A 14,608-nucleotide genomic window follows, 5' to 3' on the forward strand; every position below is an offset into this window, starting at 1 on the left:
ACATGACTACGACCGCTGACCTCGACGCAGGCGAGCGGACGGCACGCAAGGACGACCCCGGAGCGGCGCCGCGCAAGCGCCGCTCCGGGCGGCTGCGCCGCATCGGACTGCCGTATCTGCTCCTGGCCCCCGCGATCCTCCTCGAACTACTGGTCCACCTGGTGCCGATGGTGATCGGCATCGTCGTCAGCTTCAAGGAGCTGACCCAGTTCTACATCCGCGACTGGGGCACCGCGCCCTGGGCCGGTCTCGACAACTACAAGCTGTCGGTCGACTTCGACGCCCCCGTGGGCGAGGCGCTGCTCAACTCCTTCTTCACCACCTGCCTGTTCACGGTTCTCTCCGTGGGCCTGTGCTGGCTGCTGGGTGTCGCCGCCGCGATCTTCATGCAGGAGTCGTTCCGCGGCCGGGGCTTCCTGCGCACGGTCTTCCTCGTCCCGTACGCGCTGCCCGTCTACGCCGCCGTCATCACCTGGTCGTTCATGTTCCAGCGGGACAACGGACTGGTCAACCACGTACTGCACGACCAGCTCGGTCTCACCGACAGCGCCCCGTTCTGGCTGATCGGCGACAACAGCTTCATCGCGCTGCTCGTCGTCTCGGTGTGGAAGGGCTGGCCCTTCGCCTTCCTCATCATCATGGCCGGCCTCCAGAACATCCCGAGGGACATCTACGAGGCCGCGGCACTGGACGGCGCGGGAGTCTGGCAGCAGATCCGCCGTATCACCCTGCCGGCCCTGCGCCCCGTCAACCAGGTCCTGGTCCTGGTGCTGTTCCTGTGGACCTTCAACGACTTCAACACCCCCTTCGTCCTGTTCGGCAAGGCCGCGCCGGAAGCCGCGGACCTGATCTCCATCCACATCTACCAGTCCTCGTTCCAGACCTGGAACTTCGGAACGGGCTCCGCGATGTCGGTCCTGCTGCTCCTGTTCCTGCTCGTGGTGACGGGCGCGTACCTCTGGTTCACCTCCCGAGGAAGGAAGGCCTCCGATGTCTAGCCCCACCGCCCGCCGGCCCCGCTCCCCGATGGCGGCCCCGCGGTCCTTCCTGTGGAGCCGCCGTGTCTTCCTGACCCTCCTCACGGTCTTCGTCCTGCTGCCGGTCTACGTGATGGTCTCCAGCTCGCTGAAGCCGCTGGAGGACGTGTCGGGCAAGTTCGAGTGGTTCCCCTCGGGCCTCACCGTCCGCCCGTACTTCGACATCTGGGAGACGGTCCCGCTCGCCGACTACTTCATGAACTCGCTGATCGTGGCGGGCGCGGCCACGGTCTGCTCCGTCACCATCGCCGTGTTCGCGGCCTACGCGGTCAGCCGGTACTCCTTCCGCGGCAAGCGCGTCTTCACGGTGACCGTGCTGTCGACCCAGATGTTCCCGGGCATCCTGTTCCTGCTGCCGCTGTTCCTCATCTACGTCAACATCGGCAACGCCACCGGCATCGCCCTCTTCGGTTCCCGCGGCGGCCTCATCCTCACCTACCTCACCTTTTCCCTGCCGTTCTCCATCTGGATGCTGATCGGTTACTTCGACTCCGTGCCCAGGGACCTCGACGAGGCGGCCAAGGTGGACGGCTGCGGACCGCTCGGCGCCCTCTTCCGGGTCATCGTGCCCGCCGCGATCCCCGGCATCGTCGCCGTCGCCGTCTACGCCTTCATGACGGCCTGGGGCGAGGTGCTCTTCGCCTCGGTCATGACCAACGAAACCACCCGCACGCTCGCGGTGGGTCTCCAGGGCTACTCCACCCAGAACGACGTGTACTGGAACCAGGTCATGGCCGCCTCACTCGTCGTCAGCCTGCCCGTCGTCGCCGGCTTCCTGCTCCTCCAGCGCTACCTCGTCACCGGCCTCACCGCCGGCGCCGTCAAATAACCGCCCGGACCGCGACCCCCGCCGCACACCACCCGACCACCCCAGAGAGGCCCTCTGTGTCCGATTCGCCTGACCTCGCCGCCTTCCCCGCCGACTTCACCTGGGGCACGGCCACCTCCGCCTACCAGATCGAGGGCGCCATCGCCGAGGACGGCCGGGCACCGTCGATCTGGGACACCTTCTCCCACACCCCGGGGAAGATCGAGAACGACGACCACGGCGACGTGGCCTGCGACCACTACCACCGGTGGCCCGAGGACATCGCCCTGATGAAGCGGCTCGGCGCCGACGCCTACCGCCTGTCCATCGCCTGGCCCCGGATCGTGCCCGGCGGTGACGGTCCGGTCAACGCGGCCGGACTCGACTTCTACGACCGGCTCGTCGACGGCCTCCTCGACGCGGGGATCACCCCCAACGTCACCCTCTACCACTGGGACCTCCCGCAGACGCTGCAGGACCGCGGCGGCTGGACCGTGCGCGAGACCGCGGAACACCTCGCCGCATACGCCTCCGTCGTGGCCGGCCGCCTCGGCGACCGCGTCACCCAGTGGGCCACGCTGAACGAACCCCTGTGCTCCGGCTGGATCGGCCACCTGGAGGGCCGGATGGCACCCGGCCTGACCGACCTGACCGCCGCCGTCCGCGCCTCCTACCACCTGCTCCTCGCACACGGTCTCGCCACCCAGGCGGTCCGGGCGGCGGCACCGGGCGCGCAGGTGGGACTGGTCACCAACCACTCCACCGTCGAGGCCGCCTCGACCCGTCCGGAGGACCTCGCGGCGGCCACCCGCATGGACGGCCACACCAACCGCTGGTGGCTGGACCCGGTCTACGGCCGCGGCTTCCCCACCGACATGCGCGAACTGTACGGCGTGGAACTGCCCGAACGTCCCGGCGACCTGGACACGATCGCCACGCCCCTCGACTGGCACGGCCTCAACTACTACTTCCCGGCCACCGTCACCGACGACCCCGAGGGTCCCGTCCCGTACGCCCGTGAGGTCCGGCTGCCCGACGTACCGCGCACCGGCATGGACTGGCAGATCGACGCCGGCGGCCTGGAGGCCCTGCTGCTGCGCCTGACCGACGACTACGGGGTACGCAAGCTGTACGTCACCGAGAACGGCTCCGCGTTCGCGGACACCGTCCGCCCCGACGGCGAGGTCCACGACCCCGACCGGGCCCGCTACCTGGAACAGCACGTGGCCGCCTGCGCCCGGGCGATCCGCAAGGGCGCCCCCCTGGCCGGCTACTACGCCTGGTCCCTGCTCGACAACTTCGAGTGGGCCTACGGCTACGACAAGCGTTTCGGCCTCGTCCACGTCGACTACGCGACCCAGGCCCGCACCATCAAGACCAGTGGCAGGCGGTACGCCGACCTCATCCGCGCCCACCGGGAGTCCCACTCCTGACCGCGTCGGTACCGGGTGGGCCCTGTCGCCGGTCCCCGCAAGGGGAAGCCCGCCGACAGGGCCCTCCGTCGCCACGCGGCGAAACACCCGTGGCCGGTGAGCGCGTCCTGGTGCGCGGGGACCCCGAACGCGACCTGTTCCTTCAGCCGTCCCCGGCCAGGCGGCCGACCGGCCGGCGCCGCTGCCGGTCGAGGCCCTGTACGGCATCGGCCCCGTCCGGTCATCCTCGGCCCCTGCCGGCGGCCGCCACCGTTCGCCTGAGCTTCGACCGCTACTTCTTCTCCCTCTTGTAGCTCCAGTGGGCCAGGAGAATGGCAGCCACCAGAACGAGACCTCCCAGGGTCCACGTAGCTACTGGATTGTCGAATCCGATTCCGGACGTCGCAGTGATCATTTTTCTCCTGGAGCCATGAGCCAGTGACGGTGAGGCCGAGGACGGTGCCGGTGCCACTGCCGCTGCCGCTGCCGCTGCCGCTGCCTCCGGGGTAGCGCGATCGGTTCACCACCCGCCTGTGACGGGCTGCCGCTGATGACGTACTTCACCAGATCCGACATGTCGTTGCCGGCGGATGGGGAGCTGCTCGGCTCTCCTGCTGGAACTCGCGATAGAAGTCGCCCATCACCGCGGCGACCGGTGAGTAACGGACCATAAGCGCCGCGACCGACGCGGGCACCCCCTCGAGGGGCGCCCCTTGAGCCCAAGCATTCACAAACGTCCTGCGTTCTTCCGGTGTGTATCCGTAGAGAGCGACGGCCAACCAGTTCACCAGGTGGGTGACGGCATAGCACTGGTCGTAGCCGCGGTGCTGGTCGACGAAGTCGGCCTCGTCCCGTGTGAGGTCGAAGCGTGAGGAGATCGCGAGGCCGAAGTCGGTGAAGAAGAGCCGTCGGCCGTCGGTGAGGATGTTCTCGAAGTGGGCGTCGAAGTGCAGAAGTCCGCGGGCGTTCATGAACGAGATGCCGGCTCTCAGCTCGTCGTCGACCACGGCGCAGGCCTGTTCGGTCGCCTCGTCGCCGGTCCCGACCCGGACGCCCAGCCAGTCGTGCAGGTTCTGCGGGATGTACTCCAGAAACAGCACAACGCTGGCCGTGGAATGCTGGAGAGCTTCGATCCGCCGGCGTACCGCTGATCCACCTCCCCAGTAGGCGACAGCTCGATCCACATCGGCCAGTTCCTCGGGCAGTAGTTGGCCGGAGTCTGGGAGCACCCGCCAGTGGTACATCAGAGGGAAGCCCTCGTAGTCACCCGCGACCACCCAGTTCGTCGTCATGATGTGCGCGGCCAACTCCCGCCAGGCCCCGAACCCCGGGCCGCCGATGGTACCGACACCGTAGTGACAGAAGGCAGGGAGCCCAAACAGATTCGCGGTGGAGTGAACATGCTCCGGCCGTCGCTCCAGATCGGTCAGCCGTACCTGCTTGACGAAGACCTGAGTCCCCTCCACGTCCAGCAGGACCGTCGTCCCACCGATGCCCGACCCCAGCGGTACGCCGGCGTCCACGAACTCGCGCAGACTGCGGTCACTGCGCAGCGCCAGCGATGTGGAAACGGCGCCGTGAGCCGTCAGACGAGCACCGCGGGACATACCAAGGCCCTTCACTCACGCCTCCAACCGTGCTCCGCCTCTTGTCCAACAGTTCTTACCCTCCGGCAACAGGCGTTCCAGCACTGCCCATTGCGCGTCCGTCAGATCTCCACGTGCCCGGACGACCATCAGCCCTCCGCCGGACCCGGCGGCTCGGCCTCTCGTCCGGCACCCCGGAGCTCTCGATGTTCACTGCCACACAGCACGAGCATCCCGCGGTCAAGATCCACTTCCGCAACAGACCCTGGCCCGCCAGGCTCGACCAGTCGCCTACGCCCCTCCCTGGCGAACAGCTCGCCCGACTGCGCTCGAAGGGACGGCCGAGCCTGCGGTCGGTCGAAGAGCCACCAGACGCTGCGCTTGAGGACCCAGCGCCGTCGAGTCCGTCGACGGCGCCCCCGCTCAGCTGTAGTAGGCGATCTTCTCGTCGAGAACTTCCATCGCCCGGCGCAGGGCTGTCACCCGTTGCTCCAGGGTTGCACGGCGCTCGCGGAGGAAGGCCACCCGCTCCTGCGCAGGGTGCTCTGCGCGCAGGAGGGCGACGAATCCCCGCAGGTCCGCGATGCCGAGTCCGGCCTCGCGGAAACAGGTGACCAGGCCGATCCAGAAGAGGTCGTCCTCGGTGTACTCTCTGCGCCCGCCGACGGAACGCCGGATCGGGCCGATGAGCCCTTCGCGCTCGTAGTAGCGCAGCGTGTCGATGGAGACGCCGGTGCGGTCGGCGGCCGCTGCTGGGGCCAGGGCGGTCATGGGGCTCCTTGGGTCCTTGTCCCTAACGTGCTTCGACGAAGCGCGCCAGGTGCTCGTCGCTGAGTCGCACGCGGCGTGCGGCGAGTGCCTGCTCGATCTGCTCCACCCTGCTCACGCCGACGAGGGGATCGATTCCCTGCCGCATCAGCCATGCCAGCACGACCTGGTTCCTCGTGGTCGAGAGCTCGTCGGCGATGTCGTCCAGCACCGCGAGCACCCGGGTGGTCCCAGGGTGATCATAGGTTCGCGGAAGTGGCTTGTCCGCGCGCTCGTAGGAACCCCACATCAACGAGGTGTACGACCACACGGCGAGCCCTTCCGAGCGCGCGAGGTCCAGGTCCTCGGCGGCGAGCATGCGGTGGCCGGCCTCAGCGAGGGGAGTGAGCGGGCGCGGTTGGACGAGTGAGTGGCGCAGTTGCAGGGCCGTCCACGGTTCCACGCGCTGCTCCCGCGCGAGTGACCGGGCGCGCTCGACGCGCCAGGCGGCGTGGTTCGCCGCTCCGACCCGCCGGGCCACTCCCTTCGCGACCAGTTCACCGAAGGCGCCGACCGTCTCCTCCAGCGGCACGGTGCGGTCCTCGGCATGGGCCCAGAGCAGATCGACGTGGTCGACTCCCAGGCGTCCCAGGCTCTCCTGCACACCGACGTGGACGGCACGGGCCGAGAGTCCTTCGGCGCTTTCCGGCCAGGAGTGCGGAACGAGCGGGTTCTGCCGGACCTTCGTCGCGATCCGCACCGAGTCGCGCACGCCCGGACGGGCCCGGAGCCACGCGCCGATGAGGCGCTCACTGGCCCCGCCGACGCCGCTGGGATCGGCCCAGAAGGAGTAGCAGTTCGCGGTGTCGAGCCAGACACCACCGCCGGCGACGAAGGTATCAAGGATCGCGAAGGCCCGATCGGGGTCGACGCGGGTGCCGAAGTCCATTGTTCCGAGGACGATCTGAGGGTCAGTGCTCTTCATGCCGCCCATCCTCGAATCTGGAGCGCGCTCCAGGTCAAGAGACCGTTCCCGCGGGAGAAACAGCTATGGCCGTTCGCCCTCGACAGCGACACCGGCACCGGCACCGGCACCGGCACCGGCACCGGCACCGGCACGCCGCCCTGCCGACTCGCTCGGCGTCCAGGCCGCTACGGTCGGTCTCCGGGCCCGGTGCACACGCCACCACACTGGTCGGGGAGCTGGTCGAGCACAGGCACGGTGGGTGCGCCCCGGCAACTACGCGTACGCAGCCCGGGGCCCGAGCGACGGCGACGAGGGACTGCACCTCTGCTCGCAACCTTTCCGCCCGGTACCAGTCGGCCGACCTATGGTGCCTGTCCGGGCGGCCGTGCCCGTCCGTTCTCCGGCTCCCCGGTCAGACGGCTGCCGAGGTGGTAGCCCACGGTCACGTCCTGGTACTCGGACCCGGGGTTCACCCTTCGGGGCAGGTTGGTCCGCGCACTGTGGGACACCGACTCGCGCGCTCCGGTGCCGGGGAAGGAGACCCGGGTGCGCGGCGCCTCCTCGAAGCGGAGGCGGTCGCCGCTCACGACCGCGTCGAAGGAGACGTCGGGTCCGGAGTCTCCGGTGGAGGCTTCGGCAGCCGGGCGCGGCGGCGAGTCCCTTCACGGCGGCTCGTCGCGTTTCTCGGCGCGGCGGCGCCCCGTGGGTCGCGGGGCGTCCGGCTCGTTGTCCTTGGTACGGCGCCGCCGCACGGCGGAGCCGCCGCTCGCGGAGCCCTCGCCGGTCCGCCCGGCCGTCCGCCGCGCTGCCGTCCGGCCCGATGCCCCGGCGGTCGCACCCGCCCGAGAGGTCGCTCTGCGCACCTTCTCCCCACTCCCGGACGCCGCGTCGGCTACGCTCCTGCCGCCTGGGTCGACCGCCTCGTCGGTGCGTTGTGCGGTGCGCCCGGCACTGCTGCCGGCCTGGTCAGCCGTCCGCCCGACGGCCCGGCCGGCCTCCCCGGTCGCGTCGCCGACGTCGTCCACGGCCCGGCCCGCTGCCCTGCCCGCCTCTCCGACGGCTTCGCCCGCGCTCCCGCCGACGTCCTCGATCGCCTCCCCCACACCTTGTCCGACAGCCCCGGCGGCCTGCCCCAGGCCGCTGCCGGCGTCCTCGACCGCGGAGCCGGCGCCCTCTCCGACGTCCTGAACGGCCGATCCCGCGCCCTCTCCGACGTCCCGTACGGCGGATGCGGCACCGCGGGCCAGCTCCTCCAGGATCTGCGGATTGCGGTCGAGCGTGGTCAGGACCCGGTTGATGATCAGTGCGACGTTGTCCAACCGAACCCTCAGCTGGGCCTGTGCCTCCACCCCCGAGATGCCGAGATGGACCTTGCCGAGCGCGACGTCGGCGCCCACGTTCAGTTTGAGCAGGTCGAGCACCTCCGCCTGGAGGGAGACGCGGGCGCGCAGATCCTCCACGTCGAGATCGATCTCGTCGACCTTGAGCTGGGGGACGTCCAGGAAGACGTCGGGACTCCGCTCGTCCGGCGCACCGCCCTTCCGGACCGCGGCCGCCTCCTCCTCGTCCTCCTCGGCTTCGTCCTCGCCTTCGTCCTCGTCGAGCGGCTCCTCGACCTCGTCGTCGTACGGCTCCACGTCGTCGTACGTGTCCGGCTCCTGCTCGGCGTCTCCCGTGTGGTCGGCACCGTTCCTTGCGTGGTGCTGCATCCGCTGCGCCTCCGCGAACTCGCCCGGGCATTTGGTCCTCTTTGGACCAGTATGACCGGTTGAGTCGGCCGGAACGAACCAGTGGGCAGTGGACCGCTTCCGTGCCGGAGCTGCGCCGCGCCGCGCCGCGGAGCATGGGGCGGATGGAGCACACGTTCGCGGGGCGGCGGCCGACCGGGCCATCGCCCGTGCGACACCGGGCCGCCCTTCCCCGTCATGGGGATGGTCGGATGGGCACCGCCACCGCTTCGCCGACACTTCCATCGCACCGCCGGAAAGGACTCCCGGCGATCGACGGCTGGGCTGCCTGGTGACGGCCGGAAGCCCAAAGTTTCCGCTGACGCCGGGAGCGCTCCCAGACAACGACAGGGCTGCGGGCGCACCCGGAGCCCTGTCGGGGATCAGCCGGTCGGGAAGTTGTCAGCGGTGCTGATGCGGCTCTTGATCAGCGCCCCGGACTCGGTCAGCACACCACTGCTGCTGTAGTCGCTGCCGTTGCAGGTGCCCGGCTTGAACGCCGCGCTGCCCTCATTGGCGTCGGAGTACGTCCAGTTCGCGTAGCTGATCTTCAACTGGTCGAGGAGGTCCAGCCACGCGATGCTGCTCGCCCGGTCCATCGCACCACCGCCGGTCGCGCTCACCGTTCCGAACTCGGACACGAACAGGGGCAGTCGCGAGGCGGCTCGGCTCACTGCCGCGCGGTAGTTGTCCTTGTGACTCGCGGCGTAGAAGTGGAACGCGTACATGATGTTGGTCGCGTTCACGGGGTTGTTGACCACCTCGCTCTCGTTGGACCCGTCCGAGACACCCAGCGAGGACCAGCCGCGGGTACCGACGATGATGACGGCGTCCGGGTCGGCGGCCCGGATGACCGGAATGACCTGCTCGGCGTAGTTCTTGATGGCCGTCCAGCTCACACCGTTGGGCTCGTTGGCGATCTCGTAGATGACGTTCTTCTTGTCCGCGTTGCGGGCGGCCACGGACGCGAAGAACGTCTTCGCACGGTCGAGGTTGTAGTTCGGGTCACCCGGCGTCAACGTGTGGAAGTCGATCACCGCGTACATGCCGCGGGCCTCGGCCATGTCGACCAGGCCGTTCACCCGGCTGGTGAAGCCTGCGGGGTCGGTCTCGTAGCCCTGCTCCTGCACGTACATGGCGACGCGGAACAGGTCCGACTTCCAGTCCTCGGCGAGGGCGTCCAGGGAGGCGCCGTTGTAGCACTTGGCGAACCACTGGATGCCGTGCGTGCTCATGCCGCGCAGCTGCACGGGGCGGTTGTACTGGTTGCACAGGTTCACGCCGCAGACGCGCAGTTGGCCGTTCGTGGCCACCGGCGTGCCGGTCGCGGGTGGGTCGGTCGGGGGGTCCGTCGGCGGATCGGTGACGGACCCTGTGCAGGTGACGCCGTTGAGCGTGAAGGAAGCGGGCTTCGGGTTGGACCCCGTGAAAGATCCCACGAATCCCAGTTCGGCCGAAGCGCCGGTCGGCAGCGTGCTGTTCCAGCCGGTGCCGGCGGCGCTGACCGTGGAGCCGGACTGCGACCAGGTCGCGTTCCAGCCCTGGACGACCTTCTGCCCGTCATCCGGCATGGCGAACTGGAGGTTCCACCCGCTGGTGGGGTCTCCGAGGTTCGTGATCTTCACGCCTGCCTGGAAGCCGCCCTGCCACTGACTGGTGATCGTGTAGTCGACCCTGCAGCCGGTGGCAGCCTGCGCCGAAGGCCCGGCGAGCGTGGTGAGGCCGACGGCCGTCGCACAGGTCGCCAGTAGGGCCAAGATGCGTTTCAATGCGTTCCTCCTCGTACGAAGCGGACACAGTCGGATGGGAGCGCTCCCAAAACCCATCGGCCCGAGAACGTACACCTGCGCGCTGTCGCGCGATAGGCATCGGACCGCCGAAGTTCGGCGCCGGTGAGGAGCACGCGTCATAGGCGGTGGTGACGACCTGCCCGAGGCAGCAGCCGCGGTGGCCCTCGCCTCCGGAAGAGACGACGAAGGCGACGTGGCGAACGGACACGTACCGGTGCAGTGCACACGTTGCGAAGCCGACCGGTGGATGTGATCAGCGCAGAACGGTGAGGCGGTTCGGATTCACGGGCCGTCCGTCGAGGAGTACGCCGAGATCAACCTTCCGTAACTCTCCCTCTGCGACTGCGCGGCGGGCGGATGAGCGGTGGAGGGGGAGCGTCGACGACCGCGGCACGCCGGGCTGGACGCAGGGGTCCACCCATCGGCAACTGGTGCGGGATGAGGACCCTCCGGCCGAGCTTCATCAGCGCCTCCTCCCTCCGCCGCCGCGGCGGCTGGGGCCGGTAGACCGAGCAGAGGGTGAGCACGTCGGCAGCGTGCCTGCCGTGCCGGGCGCCTACGGGCCGCCAGCTGAGAGGGTCAGACAGACGGGCGGCCGGTAAGAGCCGGCAGAGTCCTCGTCCTGATCCGGCGGTAGGTCCTGAAGCCGTACACGGTCAGCGCGGTCCAGATGACGGTACTGACCAGAGGCCACCAGAGGTCCCAGCCCTGCTCGCCCTGGACGAGATGGGCGATCCAGTTCACCGCCCAGCCGGCCGTGAGGACCAGGGCCGCCCACCTGGCCCACCGCCAGATCCGCATCGTCCCCCGGGCCCGGGTTTCCTGTGAACTCTGCTCGTCCTGTCGAAGTCGTGTGCCATCCATACCTACCCGCCTACCCCGCACTCGCCCCTTGCCTCCTGGCCCCTCGGAGAGGGCCGAAAACGGGAGGCCCCGCCATCGGCGTCTGACACCAGCACGAAGGTGACTGTTGCCTCAACGACTTCTCCGTCCGCTGCATCGACCCGACACAGGGTCAGGAAGCCGGTCGCCTCCTCGTGCACCGGAGCCTCGAACGGGCACTGTCACGGGCCTCTCTGACGCCGGCCGCCTTGCCTCCCCCGCTGGGCCCGTCATCTCACGGCGGCAGGCAGGCGGTAGGCGGTAGGCGGTGCGATGGCCGATCCGTCGTCCCGACAAGTCGCGCATCAACCCCACGGAGCCGTCAGGGCGGTCGAAACTATTCGGACTGTTCGCCCCCTGTTCCCCGGTAGTCACCGCCCCCACTATTTGTCATGGCGCTTGTCAAATCAGAGGTGAGAGGGGTGTGTCATGTCTGCGCACGTCAGTCGCAGGGCTGTCCTCGGGGCCGGGCTGGCCGCGGTGCCCGCGGTGTCGTCGGCCGTCGCGCTGCCGGTGCCGTCCGCGGCGGCGGCGGGTGACGGGGATGGGTCCGGCCTGCGGACGACGGACCCGGGGGCGTACGTCTCCTTCGCCGCCCACCGCCCGCACCCGGGTGCATTCCCCCTGGTCGGCGCCCCGGTCCTGGTGAGCGACGACGACCACCCGGGAGTCGTGCGGGCGGCAGCGGACCTGCGTGCCGACATCGCGCGCGTCACCGGGGTGCGCCCCGGCACCACGGTCGCCCGCTTCGCCGTGCTGGTCGGCACCCTCGGCCGCAGCCGGCTCGTGGACTCCCTGGTGACCTCCGGGAAGTTGGACGTCACGGGTGTGCGCGGCCGTTGGGAGACCTCGTTGCAGACGGTGGTGGGCCACCCGATGCCCGGGGTCGAGCAGGCCCTGGTCATCGCGGGCAGCGACCCGCGCGGCACGATCTTCGGCGCCTATGACGTCTCGTACGGCATGGGTGTCTCCCCCTGGTACTGGTGGGACGACGTGCCGCCGGTCCGCCGCGACCGCGTCTGGATCCTCCCGGGCCGCCACACGCAGGGCACCCCGACCGTGAAGTACCGGGGGGTGTTCATCAACGACGAGAACCCGGCGCTCGGCACCTGGGCGCCCGCCTACTTCGGCCCCGGCAAGGCCGAGGGCTACCCGGGCGGCTTCACCGCCGACTTCTACACCAAGGTCTTCGAACTTCTGCTCCGCCTCAAGGCCAACTACCTCTGGCCGGCGGTCTGGGGTCGGGCCTTCGCCGAGGACGACCCCGACAACCACCGGCGCGCCGCGGAGTACGGCATCGTCATGGGCACCTCCCACGAGGCGCCGATGATGCGCGGTATCGAGGAGTGGAACCGGCACGCCACCCCCGCCGTGCGCGACGCCTCCGGCGCGATCGTCACCGAGGGCCACGACCCCTACGGCGGCACCGGCGAGTGGTCGTACGTGCGCAACGCCGAGGCGATCAAGAAGTACTGGCGGGCCGGTGTGCAGCGCATGGTCGACCAAGGCTTCGAGGGAGTGGTCACCCTCGGCATGCGCGGCAACGGTGACACCAGCCTCCCCGACGGCGACGGCATCGAGCTGATGCGGGAGATCATCGCGGAGCAGCGCCGCATCATCGAGGCGGTGACCGGACGGCCGGCCGAGGAAACCCCTCAGGTGTGGGCCCTCTACAAGGAGGTCCAGCGTTACTGGGACCGCGGACTGCGCGCTCCCGACGACGTCACGGTCGTCCTCACCGACGACAACTGGGGCAACGTCCGCAAGCATCCCGACCCCGCCGCGCCGGCCCGCAGTGGCGGCTACGGTCTCTACTACCACTTCGACTACGTAGGCGTCGGCCGCAACTACAAGTGGGTCGACACCGCCAACCTCACCAACACCTGGGACCAGCTCCACCAGGCGCATGCCTACGGGAACCACGGCCTGTGGGTGGTCAACGTCGGTGACCTCAAGGGCAACGAGCTGCCCACGGAGTTCTTCCTCACCTACGCCTGGGACCCGGAGCGCTGGCCGCAGGAGCGGCTGCGGGAGTGGGAGCGGCGCTACGCCCGCCAGAACTTCGGCGAGGGTGCCGCCGAGACGGTGGCCGGGATCCTCTCGGCGTACGGCCGCCTCCAGGCCCGCCGCAAGCCGGAGTTGCTCAACCGGCGTATCACCGTGCGCGACGGCGAGGTCGTGTACGACGACCGGCAGACGCCCTACTACTTCGCCCACCGGGAGCTCGAACGGGTCACCCACGAGTGGCAGGACCTGGCGAAGAGGGCGGACCGCGTGGCGCGGAGCCTGCCCGCACGGCTCCAGGACGCATGGTTCGAGCTGGTCGGCTACGAGGTCGCGGCCACCGCCAACCTGTACGCCCTGCGCAGGGCGGAGTTCACCAACCTCCTCTACGCCGCCCAGGGCCGGGCGGCGACCAACGACCAGGCCCGTCGGGCGGAGGACGGACTGGCCCAGGACCTCGCCCTGGCCGACCACTTCAACTCGCGTGTGGCGCGGGGGAAGTGGGCGGGTTTCCAGACTCAGCCGCACATCGGTTACGGCGACGTGGACCGCTACGGTCCCAACGCCCCCTGGCAGCAGCCGGAGAAGGACAACGTGGCCCTGCCGGACGTGCTGTTCCCGGCGGTGCGGCGCATCGAGGTGCCCGCAGTGGCCGCCTTGGGCGTGTGCGTGGACGGGGCGGAGGACGCGGGCCTGTGGTGGCCGGGCGGGGCAGGCGGCAGGCAGGCGGAACTGCCCGAGTTCAGTCCGTACCAGACCCGCCCGCAGCAGTACGTGGAGATCTTCAACCGGGGCAGTGTCCCCTTCGACTACCGGGTGGAGACCTCCGCTCCCTGGCTCACGGTGGACCGGCCCCGGGGCCGCGTGCGGCAGCAGGTGCGGCTGGAGGCCCGAGTCGACTTCACGCGCGTCCCACGGGACGCGGCCCGGGCCACCCTCACGGTCACCGGCGCGGGCGCCTCGGTGACCGTGACCTGCACGGCCCGCGTGCCGGCCCGACGAGGCCTGCGGGGCTTCGTCGAAGCGGGCGGCTACGTGGCGGTCGACGCCGAACACCACGACCGCGCGGTGGGCACCTGGCGCCGCCTGGACGGCATCGGCCGTACGACGTCGGGCATGACCCTGTGGCCGGTCACGGCGCCGGCGCAGGTCCCGGGGCGGGCCACGTCCGCCCGCCTGGAGTACGAGGTGACGCTGCTGACCGCAGGGCCGGACGGGGAGGTCACGGTCTGGGCGGAGGTGTCCCCCCGCAACCCGGCCCTGGCGACGGGCGGCGCCCTGCGCTACGCGGTGTCCTTCGACGACGCACCGCCCCGGACGGTCGACATCGTCGCCGCGACGGGCTCCGACGACATGACCATGAACATGCAGTGGGCGCGCAACACCTCCGACAACATCAACCGCACGGCGACGCGTCATCGGCTCGCGGGTCCAGGCACCCACCGCCTCACGTTCTGGGCGGTGGATCCCACGGTGGTCGTACAGCGGCTGCTGATCGACACGGGCGGCCTGCCGGAGACGTACCTCGGACCGGCGGAGAGCAAGCGGGTCCGCTAGGCACTGTCTGACAAACGATCTTGGGTGGGTTCGCGGAGCCAGAGGATGAGTGCCGCGAGGTGGAGTCCGGCCTTGTAGCGGGTGGCCAGTT

General features: G+C 69.8%; 10 protein-coding genes. 4 read left to right on the plus strand and 6 right to left on the minus strand.

All coding sequences use genetic code 11. The features are described 5' to 3' along the window. Window positions 1–2 precede the first annotated feature (2 nt). Genes ACGF5T_RS33910 through ACGF5T_RS33920 form a run of 3 tightly spaced genes read left to right on the plus strand, consistent with a single transcriptional unit; the run spans window position 3 to window position 3,278 of the window. Window positions 3–998, plus strand: coding sequence for a sugar ABC transporter permease (locus tag ACGF5T_RS33910; RefSeq protein WP_356610414.1), 996 nt, complete (start codon window positions 3–5; stop codon window positions 996–998). A gap of 28 nt (window positions 999–1,026) precedes the next feature. Beyond that, the gene (locus ACGF5T_RS33915) at window positions 1,027–1,866 is read left to right on the plus strand and encodes a carbohydrate ABC transporter permease (protein WP_356610447.1); all 840 of its coding nucleotides are present in this window, start codon (window positions 1,027–1,029) and stop codon (window positions 1,864–1,866) included. 56 nt (window positions 1,867–1,922) lie between these two features. Then, a complete protein-coding gene (locus tag ACGF5T_RS33920) occupies window positions 1,923–3,278 on the plus strand; it encodes a GH1 family beta-glucosidase (protein WP_356610413.1) in 1,356 nt (451 codons plus the stop codon). Between the two features lie 539 nt (window positions 3,279–3,817). On the opposite strand, the gene ACGF5T_RS33925 is transcribed toward ACGF5T_RS33920, so the two are convergent. The 6 genes from ACGF5T_RS33925 to ACGF5T_RS33950 all read right to left on the minus strand — a co-directional run bounded on the left by ACGF5T_RS33925 (window position 3,818) and on the right by ACGF5T_RS33950 (window position 10,053). Continuing rightward, entirely contained in the window at window positions 3,818–4,864 is a 1,047-nt protein-coding gene (locus ACGF5T_RS33925) for a protein kinase family protein (protein ID WP_366768545.1), read from the minus strand. 402 nt (window positions 4,865–5,266) lie between these two features. Then, window positions 5,267–5,614, minus strand: coding sequence for a MerR family transcriptional regulator (locus tag ACGF5T_RS33930; RefSeq protein WP_356610412.1), 348 nt, complete (start codon window positions 5,612–5,614; stop codon window positions 5,267–5,269). A gap of 22 nt (window positions 5,615–5,636) precedes the next feature. Continuing rightward, the gene (locus tag ACGF5T_RS33935; RefSeq protein ID WP_361016336.1) at window positions 5,637–6,575 is read right to left on the minus strand and encodes an aldo/keto reductase; all 939 of its coding nucleotides are present in this window, start codon (window positions 6,573–6,575) and stop codon (window positions 5,637–5,639) included. 344 nt (window positions 6,576–6,919) lie between these two features. Beyond that, a complete protein-coding gene (locus tag ACGF5T_RS33940; RefSeq protein ID WP_366768541.1) occupies window positions 6,920–7,144 on the minus strand; it encodes a hypothetical protein in 225 nt (74 codons plus the stop codon). Between the two features lie 75 nt (window positions 7,145–7,219). Then, window positions 7,220–8,266 (minus strand): hypothetical protein, encoded by a 1,047-nt coding sequence (locus ACGF5T_RS33945; RefSeq protein WP_366768542.1) that lies wholly within the window; start codon window positions 8,264–8,266, stop codon window positions 7,220–7,222. Window positions 8,267–8,667: 401 nt separating this feature from the next. Beyond that, on the minus strand, window positions 8,668–10,053 hold the full coding sequence (locus ACGF5T_RS33950) for a cellulase family glycosylhydrolase (RefSeq protein WP_366768543.1): 1,386 nt from the start codon (window positions 10,051–10,053) through the stop codon (window positions 8,668–8,670). Between the two features lie 1,332 nt (window positions 10,054–11,385). Here ACGF5T_RS33950 and ACGF5T_RS33955 point away from each other — a divergent pair. Further along, window positions 11,386–14,517, plus strand: a complete 3,132-nt coding sequence (locus tag ACGF5T_RS33955) for a glycosyl hydrolase 115 family protein (protein WP_366768544.1) — start codon at window positions 11,386–11,388, stop codon at window positions 14,515–14,517. The last annotated feature ends 91 nt before the right edge of the window (window positions 14,518–14,608 follow it).

This window comes from Streptomyces sp. NPDC047853 (assembly GCF_043204535.1).
Taxonomy (GTDB): domain Bacteria; phylum Actinomycetota; class Actinomycetes; order Streptomycetales; family Streptomycetaceae; genus Streptomyces.

What these genes read in the sequence shown, in the direction of transcription:
- ACGF5T_RS33910 (WP_356610414.1), top strand. Translation starts at nt 3, where the DNA reads ATGACTACGACCGCTGACCTCGACGCAGGCGAGCGGACGGCACGCAAG.
- ACGF5T_RS33915 (WP_356610447.1), top strand. Translation starts at nt 1,027, where the DNA reads ATGGCGGCCCCGCGGTCCTTCCTGTGGAGCCGCCGTGTCTTCCTGACC.
- ACGF5T_RS33955 (WP_366768544.1), top strand. Translation starts at nt 11,386, where the DNA reads ATGTCTGCGCACGTCAGTCGCAGGGCTGTCCTCGGGGCCGGGCTGGCC.
- ACGF5T_RS33930 (WP_356610412.1), bottom strand. Translation starts at nt 5,614, where the DNA reads ATGACCGCCCTGGCCCCAGCAGCGGCCGCCGACCGCACCGGCGTCTCC.
- ACGF5T_RS33945 (WP_366768542.1), bottom strand. Translation starts at nt 8,266, where the DNA reads ATGCAGCACCACGCAAGGAACGGTGCCGACCACACGGGAGACGCCGAG.
- ACGF5T_RS33925 (WP_366768545.1), bottom strand. Translation starts at nt 4,864, where the DNA reads ATGTCCCGCGGTGCTCGTCTGACGGCTCACGGCGCCGTTTCCACATCG.
- ACGF5T_RS33935 (WP_361016336.1), bottom strand. Translation starts at nt 6,575, where the DNA reads ATGAAGAGCACTGACCCTCAGATCGTCCTCGGAACAATGGACTTCGGC.